Raw genomic sequence first — 13,362 nt, forward strand, 5'->3', positions numbered from 1 at the left:
CAAATAGGATATAAAAAAATCTATGTATTCTCTGCGGGTTTATGCTGACTTCGCTCGAAAGAAACAGAGAATGACTCAATACCCGAGGCATCCTAAGCCAGAAAAACCCGGTTAGCGTTATACGCTAACCAGGCTACATTATTACTGCATATTATTACTTACTTTTTGTCCTCATTCACTTCTTCAAACTCAGCATCCACAACGCCTTCATCTGCTTTGGCAGACTGTTGCGAGGCGCCTGCTTCAGCTTGTGTCTGACCCTCGGTTGATTTTTTCGCGTAAATACGTTCAGCCATCTTGGCAGATACATTACTTAACACTTTTAATTTATCTTCCATCAAGGCTTTGTCGTTACCCTTTACGGCTTCCTTCAACTCAGCAACAGCAGCTTCAATATCTTTCTTCTCTTCAGCGGATAACTCACTTTCCAAATCTTGCATGGACTTTTCGCTGCTATGAATCAAACTATCTGCCTGATTGCGAATGTCTGCCAATTCTTTGAATTTTTTATCTTCCTCAGCATGCGCTTCTGCATCCTTAACCATGGCTTCCACTTCTTCATCCGACAAACCACTGGAAGCTTTAATAATAATGGATTGCGCCCGGCCAGTTGCTTTATCTTTAGCAGACACATTTAAGATACCATTTGCATCAATATCAAACGTTACCTCAATTTGCGGGACACCACGCGGGGCTGATGGAATATTAGTCAAGTCAAAGCGACCCAATGATTTATTGGCAGATGCTTGTTCACGTTCTCCTTGCAATACATGAACCGTAACAGCCGTTTGATTATCATCTGCCGTAGAAAACACTTGGTTCGCTTTCGTTGGGATGGTGGTGTTTTTTTCAATTAATTTGGTCATGACACCCCCCAGTGTTTCAATTCCCAAAGACAATGGGGTAACATCCAAAAGCAGAATGTCTTTCACTTCACCAGACAATACAGCAGCCTGAATCGCAGCGCCCACAGCAACAGCTTCATCTGGATTAACGTCTTTGCGTGGCTCTTTACCAAAAAAGTCCTGAACGGTCTTTTGTACCAAAGGCATGCGAGTCTGTCCGCCAACCAGAATTACTTCATTAATTTGTCCAACCGTTAAACCTGCATCTTTAAGCGCTGTTTTACAAGGCTCGATGGTTTTCTCTACTAATTTTTCTACAAGAGATTCCAATTTAGCTCGCGTTAGTTTGATGTTTAAATGCTTTGGACCAGAAGCATCTGCCGTAATATAAGGCAGGTTAACGTCTGTCTGTTGAGAAGAAGACAACTCAATTTTTGCTTTTTCAGCGGCTTCCTTAAGACGTTGCAAGGCCAATGGATCATTATGTAAATCAATGCCACTATCTTTCTTAAATTCGGAAGCAAGATATTCAATTAAAGCAAGGTCAAAATCCTCACCCCCAAGGAATGTATCCCCATTGGTTGCCAATACTTCAAATTGGTGCTCACCATCCACTTCTGCAATTTCAATAATGGAAATATCAAACGTTCCACCACCCAAATCAAATACCGCAATGATCGAATCACCACGCTTTTTATCCATGCCATAAGCCAGAGCGGCAGCCGTTGGCTCATTAATGATGCGTTTTACCTCAAGACCCGCAATACGGCCAGCATCTTTCGTTGCCTGACGCTGTGAGTCATTAAAGTAGGCAGGAACAGTAATCACTGCTTCTTTTACTTCTTCACCCAAATAATCTTCAGCCGTTTTTTTCATTTTTCTTAATACTTCAGCCGAAATTTGCGGCGGAGCCTTATCTTGATCTTTGACACGTACCCACGCATCACCATTATTGGCCTTGATGATTTTGTAAGGCACCATTTTAATGTCTTTCTGTACAATAGAGTCATCAAAACGGCGGCCAATCAAGCGCTTAATGGCAAACAACGTATTGTCCGGGTTAGTAACCGCCTGACGTTTAGCGGCCTGTCCCACCAGAATTTCATCATCACTTGTATAAGCCACAATCGAAGGTGTAGTACGATGTCCTTCGCTGTTTTCAATGACTCTTGGCTTGTCACCTTCCATCACTGCCACACAGGAATTCGTTGTGCCTAAGTCAATTCCAATTATTTTTGCCATTTTTATTCTTGCTCCAATCTGTAGGTTATCACGCAATACCTTAAATATGGGGATGTTTGCGTTAATTTCAAGCGACATCCCTTGGTTTGTTTTATTTGCTCTTGGCAACAATCACCCTAGCCGGACGAATGACTCTGTCATGAAGCTTGTATCCTTTTTGGAACACAGCCAAAACTGTATTCGCAGGCACATCCGCTGATTCTTGCATTGACATTGCCTCATGCATTTGGGGATCAAACATCATGCCTTGAGGGTCTATTTGCTCTACATTATATTTTTGCAAACTATCCAGGAATAATTTCATGGTCAGTTCAAGCCCTTCGCGCATAGACGAATCTGCTTGCTGACTGGCAAGCTGTAAAGCCTGCTCCAAACTGTCTACAACAGGCAGAAGAGACTGGACAAGTTTCTCCAAACCATAACGATGGGCATTCGCCACATCTCGTTCTGCCCGTCGACGCACATTATCCAGTTCCGCAAGCGCTCTTACTGATTTCTCCCAGTTTTCATGAGCTTTTTGTTCAGCAAGAGTTAATTTTTCTTCCAGTTCAGGGTAAGATGGATGCTCAAGTGCACTACTGCCTGATTCTGCTTCTTCTGTATCATTCAAGAACTCATCAAGTGTTTGTTCATCTTGCAATGCAGTATCTTCTCTCATTTTTTTCCAATCTTTTGTTCTTTTTTCACTCATGTAAACTCCAAAACCCAAAAGCACGAATGCATGTTAAATAGGGGCAAACCATTCGGAAATCAAGTCTAAAAATAATTTTTCTCCATTATTTGCTTCCGAAATAACAACCATTGCTTATTATGTGCATAATTTATGCATATTTATCCAAGCAGTCTATACTAAGCGCATACACCTTTTAAAAACATTCAATGGGAATTACCATGAACAGATTCATAGGATGGTTAATATCTGCTTTATGTGTCTCTATTGCGTTTGCAAATGATGCATCACTCATCTCAAAAGATACTGAAATGGGTTTGTTACCTTCTCCATTTCCTGTTTATGTGATTGGCCAGGATAAAAGTACGGTGATCAATCACCCTTACCCGGGTGCAGAAAAAAAATGGCTGCCAACCGATAACAGTTATACAGAAAAACCAGGCTGTTATATTGCCTGCTATTCACACCAATCCGGTGTTTATTCTGTGTCGCCTACCATTTATGTTATGGGTCAAATCCGTGTCAAAGGTCAATATCTTAACCGTATTTGTCAACCTGAACATTATCAAAATCAGGATATCAGCAAAGCTGAATCATTTAAAAAATTATGTTCAGAAAAAATTGCATCCTGCAAAAACATCGAGTGCTGGGCTGGCGGTGATACGGGTGGCTGGTTTGGCATCCAATAAAAGGCCTAACCATTGAGGGTTTCCTTCATTAAGGTATCACTCATTGTACTAAACCCTGATAACTGCTTGCAGTGAGTGTTCATTCATTGCATACTTGGATTTTTATCAAAACAATAATAGGTTTTTCATGGGTGAATGGTCTTTAACCTCCTGGCTTCAATACCAATACGAACAAGCAGCCAGCTATCCTGATGAAACCCAGTTGGCACGCGTCGTAGATCAACTAAGCCAACTGCCACCATTAGTCAGCCATGGAGAAATTAAGAACCTGAAAACCGCCATTGCCAAAGCCGGACGTGGGGAAGCATTTATTTTACAAGGTGGTGATTGCGCTGAATCATTTCAGGATTGCTGCGCAGACATCATCAGCAACAAACTTAAAATTCTTTTACAAATGAGTCTGGTACTGATTTACGGCATGCGTAAACCCGTTATCCGTATTGGACGCATCGCTGGCCAGTATGCAAAGCCACGCTCATCGGATTACGAAACCATCAATGGCATTACCTTGCCAAGCTACCGAGGTGACCTGGTTAATTCCCCGGAGTTCAACGTTGAAGCCCGGATGCCCAATCCCAAACTCATGCTGCAAGGCTACAGTTGCGCTGCCATGACTCTGAATTTTATTCGTGCTCTTCTTGCCGGCGGCTTTGCCGATTTGCATCACCCTCAACGCTGGGATTTACGTTTTGTTGAACATTCAACACAAGCAGAAGAATATCACGCCATTGTGCGCTCAATAGCGGACTCTATGGATTTTCTCGAATCCATCGATGGCCTCCGTAACAGCAACTTAAGCAACGTGGATTTTTATACCTCCCATGAAGCTTTACATCTGCATTATGAACAAGCATTAACACGCCACACGCATGATGGCCTTTGGTATAATATGTCTACTCACCTGCCATGGATAGGTATGCGCACGGCCAAACCCAATAGCGCTCATGTTGAGTTTTTACGGGGCGTGCAGAATCCCATAGGGATTAAAATAGGTCCTACAGCGACGGGTGAATGGATTAGTGAATTGTTAAATATCCTTAATCCACAACGAGAAGAAGGACGGATATTGCTTATAAGTCGTATGGGCGCGAATGATATTGCAAGATTACTTCCGCCTTTGATCGAAGCCGTCAGGGCAACCCAAATACCGGTTACCTGGTCTTGTGATCCCATGCATGGAAACACAGAAACCACAACGGAAGGAATCAAAACCAGGCATTTTGACAACATTTTGCATGAGCTTCAACAAGCTTTCAAAATTCATCGAGAATCAGGAAGTTACCTTGGCGGCGTGCATTTTGAATTGACGGGAGAAAACGTAACCGAATGCATTGGCGGAGCAAGAGGATTGGCAGCTGACGATTTAAAACATGCCTATCATACTTTAGTCGATCCTCGTTTGAATTATGAGCAATCCCTGGAAATGGCCATCCAGTTAAGTCGAAAATTTAAATCCGTCTAGGATCGGTTTATTTTCATGTTGCAAAGCCGTGAAAGGCAAACACCCTAATCTAGATAAGTCCGTAAATAGTCAGGAATGCGCTGATCCAGCCAATAAATAGGCCTGCCGGGGATGCTGCCACTAATAAAGCCGACGTGACCGCCTTTGTGGCTGAGTTCCAAGATGATGTAAGGAGATAATTCCCTGGCTTTCGGTAAAACATCCGAAGTCATGAAAGGATCATCCAGCGCATGAATAATTAAGGTAGGCGTTGCAATGTCAGGCAAATATTGTCGTGAACTTGCCTTGCGATAATAATCATGAACATTCGTAAACCCATGTAGAGGAGCCGTTATATAATCATCAAACGTCCAAAAACAACGCAATGTATCAATATGCTTTATATCTCTTAATATGGGAGAAAATTTACTGGCATGTTCTTGCAATTTGCGGGCAAAGATAACACGCATCTCTCTTAATAAATAAGCCTGGTAAATACGCGATAACCCTCGATTCATACGATCTGCCGCCAAACGTAACTGAAAAGGGACAGACACAGCAACTCCCGCTTGGATCCAAGATTGCTTGCCCAGTTCGCCAAGCCATTTTAATAAAACATTTCCTCCCAAAGAAATCCCTACCAGTGCTTTTCTTGTATGAGGTTCTCGTTGCACAAGCGTTTTTATAAAATACGCTAAATCACCAGTATCCCCGGAATGATAAGCACGCAATAAGCGATTAGGCTCCGAGCTTGCTCCACGAAAATGCATTAACACGCCACGCCAGCCACAACGATTAAACGCATGCATCAATCCCCCCACATAAGTAGAGTTCATGTTGCCTCCCAATCCATGCAACAGCACTACCAAAGGAGCATCAGTTCCCAAGCCATTCACAGCCCATGCCAAATCAATGAAATCCCCGTCAGGAAGCTCAAATCGCTCAATACGATCAACGGGTGCCATTAAACGGCGAACCAGTGTGGGATACACCGTTTGCGCATGGGGATTAGCCAACCACCAGGCCGGTGTGAATGAGCTTTTGATGATCATAATTCTCAATGCCTTAATCAATGATATTCGGGGCTATACTCACGAACAGCATCAACCAAGACTGCCACATGCTCAGGAGGAACATCAGGCGTTATGCCATGACCTAAATTAAATACATGCCCAGACCCTTGGCCATAAGACGCTAATACTTCTCTCACTTGCTGACGAATGCATTGCGGTGAAGTCAGTAACACAACTGGATCAAGATTACCTTGCAAGGCTACAGATTCACCCACTTGGGCACGCGCTATAGCAAGATCACACGTCCAATCAACACCCAAAGCATCGCAACCTGACTCAGCCATTTGCCGCAACCATTGCCCTCCGCCTTTTGTAAATAATATGACGGGAATCTCCGGATGATTATTCTTTAACTGTTTGACTATCATAGTCATATAATTTAAGGAAAAATCCTGATAATTGGCCATAGTCAAAATCCCACCCCAAGTATCAAAAAGCATGAGGGCATTCACGCCAGCCTGTATTTGCTCTTGCAGGTAGTCAGTAACAGCGGATGTTAATTTATGCAGCAATTGGTGCGTTGCAGCAGGATCAGTATACATAAATCGTAAAATCTCTTTAAAATCCCGACCACTACGTCCTTCTATCATATAGCAAGCAAGCGTCCATGGACTGCCGGAAAAACCAATTAAAGGCAAATCGGCAGGCATTTCCTGACGAATAAGTCGGACTGCATCCATCACATACCCCAACGCCTCTTTTGCCTTAAGCATTGGCAACGCTTCAATATCAGCAGGACCACGAATGGGTCTTGCAAAACCCGGCCCCTCTCCTTCAGCAAAATAAAGCCCCAATCCCATCGCATCAGGAATAGTCAAAATATCAGAAAATAAAATGGCTGCATCCAGAGAAAAACGCCGTAAGGGCTGGAGTGTAACTTCACAGGCTAATTTCGGGTTTTTGCATAAACTTAAAAAGTCACCGGCCTCTTTGCGTACCTGCCGATATTCGGGCAAATACCGTCCTGCCTGACGCATCAACCATACCGGTGTCCGCTCCACCTTCTTCTTGTTTAAACTGCGGATAAACAGTGACTCACTTACATCGATCATAAAAACCACGCCATATAAAAAATTAAAGTTTAGCATAAAAATTTAATAGACTGCTGTGGTTCCATCGCCTTCCGCAGGGCAAGATCATACCTTTATGATCAATATTTACATTTGGTTTTATTTTTCACTCAGCCTCTCGATTCATCATGCTCGTGGACCTGATCCGCCTAAACTTTCTCCTGTTCGAGCTTGAGCATTCATTGTTTGCAAGAGTGACTCTCCTTTCTCTATTGTTTTTACAAGTGTGGTTTGTCTTTCTTCCATTATTTTTATATCTTTTTCGACGTCATCAACAATAGCTTCTCCATCGCTTCTTTCTGGTACCACTGGATGTTCAGTTTGAAGCAAACGCGCCAACGCCTCCCTTTTCACTCCTAAACTTTCCACGATACTCTCTAATTGGACTTGGGCTAACCTCAAACCTTCCTCAAGTTTCTCAACTTGTACAGGCAACTCTTTAAACAATCTCAACCGAGCAGATTGAAAACTTTTTACCACCCTTTGTATAAGGGTAACTTGTTGAGTTTCTATTTGAGCTTGTCTTTCCCTATTCTCTGCCACTGCCTTTGCTTTTACTGCTGATTGTTTAGGATCAATGATATCATGTACTGTAAGAATTAGATCTTTACCTTCATATCGTTGGTCAATGTATTGTTGAGCACGGGCCGAAACATCTTTATTCCTTACACAACGGCCAGCAGCCTGAGGTCCTGACAAGATGCCGTTAATCGCATTGATATCCGGTTCAATCACTGGCGAATAAGTATTGATTATCTGCACATTCAAAATATCTCTGATACTCACGCCTGTAGCAATCACTTGATCCGCTACAATATGCGTTCTCAGTCCTACCTCGATTTGAGCAAGCTGTGCATCAATGATAGATTGCTCAGTGCTCATATCAACGGCACCGGCATAATTTTCGGTTGCTTTTAATGCAATCAAGTCCACTGGCACAGGCCGAGTTACAAGCTCCGTGATGGGTCTTGAAGATTTGATATTGGTCACCATTGCTTCTGCTCTGTCCAAAATTAAATGAGCAATGATGTCTCTTTGTTCGGGAGGCAACTTAGAAATCGGTGCTCCTAACTTTATTAGGGATTCATTTAATTTAGCCCTATCTTTTCCTTCACATTCTTGTAACTTTCTCAAAAATAATGAAGGGATCTGTGCCTGTTCTCCCGTTTTATATTTCTGAATATGGATATCACATTCTTTTAAGTAATCCTCCAGTGTATGGGTTCTATCTTTTTCAGCAAAATCTGTGAATTTCCCATTCAACACCAATGCAAGAGCAAAACTATTGATCGTTCTTTGAATGTCTGCTCGTTGTGCTTCATCGATATCTCTTTTTAAATCCACCGCTTGTGGAAGAGTTTGTCGACGTACCTCCTCTGCCTCCACGTCTGGATTAAATGCCTGGGCCAATTGCAGTCTTGCCTGGAATTCAGACTGTTGTCTGAGCGCTGCAACCCTATCCTGGTACTTTTCAAGAGTATCTCGGTCTCCATTTGCAAGGCTCTGATAGACGGAAGCTAATTCTTCACGGGTTCTTTTATCGTCAGAAAAACCCATATTACGTTGAGCACGGATACGGTTCAATTTTAAAGCTTGCTCAATGGCCATTTTTTCTGCCTCAGAGTTCTCCATGTCACTATGCTCTTTCATGATCTGTTTCTTTAATTCAACCGGATCAGCATACCCACTCATCCCTTCTGTAAGATAATAATCATCAAAGTAATGAAGCACAGCTTGATCAATCAGATTTCCCTCCTCCAAGTAAGCTACTTCTGGTTTAACTGGTCGAATGGTTCCTAATTCAATTGCAGCTCCAAGGCTTAAATCATCCACAGGATCACCTGGAAAAATATCATACAATTTGGAAGTTGGTGTTGCTGTTAATGCCAAAATTGAATTACGGTCTTTTAACCCTTGTAAAATATTTACATCCTCTTCATTAAAGGTATGGCGATGGCTTTCATCAATTAACACCATAGAATCTTTTATTTCGCTCGCAATCATTTTGAATAAGGGATGTTCAGCTTGTAAAACAACTTGATCAAAATTTTCGCCATCCACAGTACCTGTAATAACTTTATTAAAATATTCCTTGACCGCCTGAATCTCTTCCTCAGTTAAATGCTCCCAATCTGCAACATCAACCTGAGTTTTAAGAGTTTCCAAAGTGAAAACGCTAGGAGTATGCTTAGTACCATGGACCTCCCCTGCACCAAGCATTTTTTGTGTTTCAAGCATTTGTTGTTGAACCAATGTCTGATCGGGAACAATCATCACGGTGCGTCCAATCGCTTGGGCAACCCCTCCCATAATAATACTTTTACCTGACCCTGTTCCCATGACTGCTAACCGCTGTGCACTTCCTGCTTGTAGACTGTCGCAAAATTTAGCTAATGATTCATTTTGATAGGCATAAGGAACAAAAGAGGTTGTATCAACAGCTAATCCTTTCTGAGTTACTGCACGAAGATCACCTTCTTCATCGTATAATAATTTAACGGTGGCAGTATGGCCTTCATTAAAAAATAATTTCCCTCTTTCAACGTCTGCCGCTAATTTGCTGGTGATATTAACCGTATATTCTTGTTTATCGCCTCTTATCCCATCATAGGTTAAATCGACCGTATAGACAGCACCCCCAATCGTAATTGCGGCTTCAAGATGCGGTTTGCCTTCCTTATCTGTCCATTCATTTCTATCTTCTCCCGGCTTACCTGCTCTTGCTAAAATTGCTTTTACGACATTTCCAATCTTAGGCTCTTTTTTTGAGTTTTCTACTGCAATAATTTCCTTTGCTGCCCCTACTGTTACTACGGCTCCATTGGTTGCAACTTCTTTTAATAAATGAACCGCTGCAACAGTATCTGTATAATCTCTAAGTTCGGCAATCTGTCTTGCAACAACGTCTCGGCTAGCACCCATCATGCATCTCCTCACAGAAAGATGAACACAAATAAGTCACTGTGATTATTATTTAAGAATATAGACCATATTTTTATATGATATAAAATTACACAGGTTGATTGTTGGCATATTAATGTGTGAATTTTTTGAAATTACTGGTTGGTAACCATAAATGAGGTGACATCAGCAAGTGAAAAACTGTATTTTAAATTCTTTTTTCCTGTTAATATTTTATCTTGATGACTCTTCACCCAGGACCCTCCCCACATTATCCCGAGCGTAACGAGATCTCCAGCAAATGCCCATATGACATGGGGAGTTACAAAAATAGTTCGTTGTGTTATATTTAATCTTATAGATTGTTTTAAGGACATAAATGGGCGATAATCCTGACGCTATAAGTACTCGAATGATTATGCAAAGCTTAGCCCCCGATGCAGATAAAGGTGAAGAAGGAAAAACGACACTAATCACTGATTTTCTTACCCGGTTGAATAAATTAAACTTGGGGCATGATCATCGAATGGTTGAACTTTTTGAAGCAAATCTTCGGTATGGTAACCGTCTGATTGCTTTGTTTAAAGTGTGCAAAGAACTTAGAGTCTCCTTAACGGATGAGCTTATAAATAGCATTGCCGCTAATATTGCTGATGTTGGTGGATTTGCCCATTTATTAAAATTGACAAAAGAAGTAGGCATTGCCCCTGACTCTTTGTCATTGAAGATTTTATTTAATGCTGCAAAACATGAATCAACCATAGCACAAAGCACACGCAAGCTGAGTGAGGCAAGCGCCCTTGATTTAGCTACTTTTGAATTCATGCTTAAATATCCTGAGCAATCCTTCAAAATTTCACAATTGATCATTAATCTTCAAAAGAATGCTTATAGTGCTACGACTTTAGTAGAGAAACTAAGTTCAAGCTCGCTTTCAGCATCTCAGATGAGTACTGCCATTGACCTACTTAATTTAACATTAGAACATGACCTCTATTATCCGGGTGTGGTCGATATTCTTTTAAGACAAAAACAATACATCGATAAAATTTACGAGGGCACCAAAAAACTGACTGCGGCGCATCTCGTGTTAGGGGATTATTTTGAACTGCTTGAACACTCCCCTCAACAAGCGAACATTTTCGCTAAAAATGTTTTGTTATTACACAATGCATCACTGATTAATTACCACAATTTAGAGGATATGCGCGTCGTCAGCACCTTGGGAAGTGGGGCCTTTCATTTTATGAAGCATTTGCAGCAAGCAGACATGCTAGATACTAAAAACTATCAAAAAATTTGTAGACATAATGGTCTATTAAATCAACAAAAAGTCATTGAAGCGTTAAGCAATCTTCCTTTGATGGTCACGTTCCGAACAGAGGAATTAGAACGGATGCTAGATTTAATGAATAAACCAACCCTCTCTGATCATGATATGCAAGAATTTAATGAAATCTTAAATGGCTATTTTATTTCTTCCGAATATAGCCCGGGTCATTAATCATTCAGCCAGCACTCCATGACCTCCTGCGGTAATATCCCAACAATAAGACAGAATATCACCTATGAGCTCTTATGTTTTACCAGGGTTAGTCCTTGGTAAAGCCTGGATTGCCATTTTAAATTCCATGAAATTGGCCATAATCAATAATTTCATCACAAACTCAGGAAGCACCATACTTGTCAGCATAACTTGCAAATAACCTCTTTAACCCTTTTCTGTGTTTTCTACGCCTGGCATCCATTTTTAAGAAAACATTCTACTGTTCTGCCAAAAGCCTTTACAGAACATGGTTTATATATGCTAGCTACATCTTAAAAAACCAAAAAGGAACTGAAGTAACATTAGTCATCATTGATACTTTCGCAAAAGTAAGGGAAATAACAAGGACAATTAAAGCGCTACCACCCCTAAAAATTCACCCAAATATCAAGAACTCATGCAAAAAACAGGTGATCTTATCTCTGAATTGGTTGTTCCAGACGATCTCGACACTTCTGAGACAGAGGCTATTATTGAAGTAAACCTGGCACTTGTAAAATTTAAGGTAACTCCCCACGTCATCCCGAGTGCAGCGAGGGATCTCCAGCAATTGGCACGTATTAAATTAATGTAAAAAACACTTGAAAAATTATGCGGTTATGATCAAATAGCTGCATGAATAGCAGAGCTGGAAAAACGACTGAACAAGAATAGCAGCAACAGCTCAAAGCCCCCCTCAAGTGACGGGTTAGGCAAACTACGCCGTACGACATCACTACGTGAAAATGGGAAACGTAACAGTGGTGGCCCAAAAGGCCACAAGGGCGAAACGTTAAAACAGATTAAATCACCAGATATTGTCAAAAACCATGTATTGCTAACATGCCCGGATTGTTATGGTTCATTAGTTTCAACGCCGGTGATTGGAATTGTGAAGCGCCAGGTTTTTGATATTCCACCACCCAAAATTGAAGTCACGGAACATCAGGCTGAAGTAAAATATTGCGAGTGCTGTAATAAAACGATAACAGCAGCATTTATCAATATCAGCATTTTATTCCAGAAGACAGGATGCAACAGTTGTTTTATGACCTGTACGGAATTCAACTGGCTACTGCAACACGGACTGGATATAACCGGATTGCCTTTGATACATTGGCATCATTTGAAGAATCGGTATTGTCTGCAGTCAAAACTGCTGCCGTAAAAAACCTGGATGAAACAGGGTTTCGTGTGGCCGGAAAAACACAATGGTTGCATGTGGCATCGACTAAAACGGCAACTTATTATCACATATCTCCAAAACGAAAATCATTACTGGATGACCTTTCAGGTACCGTCATTCATGATCACTGGAAAAGTTATTACAATTTGGGAGGTGTGGAGCATGCCCTATGCAACCAGCATCACTTGCATGAATTAAAAGCAATAACCGAGCATGACAAAGAACCATGGGCACAGGCTATGACCCGACTATTACGTGTTGCTCTTCGCTGTCGTCATTTTAATGCACATCATGCAATACCTGTTGCTCGCATCAAGCGGTTGACCAACATCTACAAGAAGATTATTCGAGATGGGCTGGCGTATCATGAAACGCTGCCGCCATTGCCATGCAAAGGCAAACAGGGTCGACAACCTCGACGGACAGGTCACAACCTCTTGTGGCGTTTATTTCATTACAAACAAGACGTTTTACGGTTTCTTCATGATCTGGCAGTTCCATTTACCAATAATGATGCTGAGCGTGATTTACGAATGATGAAATGCAAACAAAAATATCCGGTGGTTTTCGGACCGCTCAAGGCGCTGAACAATTTGCTCGTATCCGAGGATTTATCAGTACGATCCGTAAACAAGGATTAAGCATTATCAGTTCCATCCAATCTATATTTTCTGGTACTATCCCTGTGTTATCAGGAATCTGAGATAACAATACAGTCCA

10 protein-coding genes and 1 pseudogene are annotated in these 13,362 nt (G+C 41.5%); 6 read left to right on the forward strand and 5 right to left on the reverse strand.

Annotation, left to right across the window (positions count from 1 at the left end; all coding sequences use genetic code 11):
- Nucleotides 1-158 precede the first annotated feature (158 nt).
- Nucleotides 159-2,087 (reverse strand): molecular chaperone DnaK, encoded by a 1,929-nt coding sequence (gene dnaK / locus LOA_RS10320; RefSeq protein ID WP_025386278.1) that lies wholly within the window; start codon nucleotides 2,085-2,087, stop codon nucleotides 159-161.
- A 91-nt stretch (nucleotides 2,088-2,178) separates the two neighbouring features.
- Nucleotides 2,179-2,778 carry a nucleotide exchange factor GrpE gene (gene grpE, locus LOA_RS10325; protein WP_025386279.1) on the reverse strand — a complete coding sequence of 200 codons (600 nt, stop codon included), beginning with the start codon at nucleotides 2,776-2,778 and terminating at the stop codon, nucleotides 2,179-2,181.
- A gap of 200 nt (nucleotides 2,779-2,978) precedes the next feature.
- On the opposite strand from grpE, the gene LOA_RS10330 reads away from it, so the two are divergent.
- A complete protein-coding gene (locus LOA_RS10330) occupies nucleotides 2,979-3,446 on the forward strand; it encodes a hypothetical protein (protein ID WP_025386280.1) in 468 nt (155 codons plus the stop codon).
- Nucleotides 3,447-3,573: 127 nt separating this feature from the next.
- On the forward strand, nucleotides 3,574-4,908 hold the full coding sequence (locus tag LOA_RS10335; protein ID WP_025386281.1) for a 3-deoxy-7-phosphoheptulonate synthase class II: 1,335 nt from the start codon (nucleotides 3,574-3,576) through the stop codon (nucleotides 4,906-4,908).
- A 44-nt stretch (nucleotides 4,909-4,952) separates the two neighbouring features.
- Here LOA_RS10335 and LOA_RS10340 read toward each other — a convergent pair whose 3' ends face one another.
- From LOA_RS10340 to LOA_RS10350, 3 genes are all read right to left on the reverse strand, one after another.
- Entirely contained in the window at nucleotides 4,953-5,939 is a 987-nt protein-coding gene (locus tag LOA_RS10340) for a hydrolase (RefSeq protein WP_025386282.1), read from the reverse strand.
- A 17-nt stretch (nucleotides 5,940-5,956) separates the two neighbouring features.
- Nucleotides 5,957-7,012 carry a uroporphyrinogen decarboxylase gene (gene hemE, locus LOA_RS10345; protein WP_025386283.1) on the reverse strand — a complete coding sequence of 352 codons (1,056 nt, stop codon included), beginning with the start codon at nucleotides 7,010-7,012 and terminating at the stop codon, nucleotides 5,957-5,959.
- A gap of 144 nt (nucleotides 7,013-7,156) precedes the next feature.
- The gene (locus LOA_RS10350) at nucleotides 7,157-9,955 is read right to left on the reverse strand and encodes a DEAD/DEAH box helicase family protein (RefSeq protein ID WP_237757967.1); all 2,799 of its coding nucleotides are present in this window, start codon (nucleotides 9,953-9,955) and stop codon (nucleotides 7,157-7,159) included.
- Nucleotides 9,956-10,310: 355 nt separating this feature from the next.
- Here LOA_RS10350 and LOA_RS10360 point away from each other — a divergent pair, with 355 nt between their 5' ends.
- The 4 genes and pseudogenes from LOA_RS10360 to LOA_RS10365 all read left to right on the forward strand — a co-directional run bounded on the left by LOA_RS10360 (nucleotide 10,311) and on the right by LOA_RS10365 (nucleotide 13,283).
- Nucleotides 10,311-11,435, forward strand: coding sequence for a hypothetical protein (locus LOA_RS10360; RefSeq protein ID WP_025386286.1), 1,125 nt, complete (start codon nucleotides 10,311-10,313; stop codon nucleotides 11,433-11,435).
- A gap of 439 nt (nucleotides 11,436-11,874) precedes the next feature.
- A complete protein-coding gene (locus tag LOA_RS14830; RefSeq protein ID WP_174375508.1) occupies nucleotides 11,875-12,051 on the forward strand; it encodes a hypothetical protein in 177 nt (58 codons plus the stop codon).
- Between the two features lie 54 nt (nucleotides 12,052-12,105).
- Nucleotides 12,106-12,420: pseudogene (locus LOA_RS16265) on the forward strand (DUF6444 domain-containing protein); the annotation flags it as partial.
- Between the two features lie 32 nt (nucleotides 12,421-12,452).
- Entirely contained in the window at nucleotides 12,453-13,283 is an 831-nt protein-coding gene (locus LOA_RS10365; protein ID WP_274544680.1) for an IS66 family transposase, read from the forward strand.
- Nucleotides 13,284-13,362: the final 79 nt, after the last annotated feature.

Origin of the sequence: Legionella oakridgensis ATCC 33761 = DSM 21215 (genome assembly GCF_000512355.1) — a bacterium.
GTDB lineage: Bacteria > Pseudomonadota > Gammaproteobacteria > Legionellales > Legionellaceae > Legionella_A > Legionella_A oakridgensis.

Excerpts from the sequence above, each read along its gene's own strand:
- dnaK (WP_025386278.1), bottom strand. The coding sequence starts at position 2,087 with ATGGCAAAAATAATTGGAATTGACTTAGGCACAACGAATTCCTGTGTG.
- grpE (WP_025386279.1), bottom strand. The coding sequence starts at position 2,778 with ATGAGTGAAAAAAGAACAAAAGATTGGAAAAAAATGAGAGAAGATACT.
- LOA_RS10330 (WP_025386280.1), top strand. The coding sequence starts at position 2,979 with ATGAACAGATTCATAGGATGGTTAATATCTGCTTTATGTGTCTCTATT.
- LOA_RS10335 (WP_025386281.1), top strand. The coding sequence starts at position 3,574 with ATGGGTGAATGGTCTTTAACCTCCTGGCTTCAATACCAATACGAACAA.
- LOA_RS10340 (WP_025386282.1), bottom strand. The coding sequence starts at position 5,939 with ATGATCATCAAAAGCTCATTCACACCGGCCTGGTGGTTGGCTAATCCC.
- hemE (WP_025386283.1), bottom strand. The coding sequence starts at position 7,012 with ATGATCGATGTAAGTGAGTCACTGTTTATCCGCAGTTTAAACAAGAAG.
- LOA_RS10350 (WP_237757967.1), bottom strand. The coding sequence starts at position 9,955 with ATGATGGGTGCTAGCCGAGACGTTGTTGCAAGACAGATTGCCGAACTT.
- LOA_RS10360 (WP_025386286.1), top strand. The coding sequence starts at position 10,311 with ATGGGCGATAATCCTGACGCTATAAGTACTCGAATGATTATGCAAAGC.
- LOA_RS14830 (WP_174375508.1), top strand. The coding sequence starts at position 11,875 with ATGCAAAAAACAGGTGATCTTATCTCTGAATTGGTTGTTCCAGACGAT.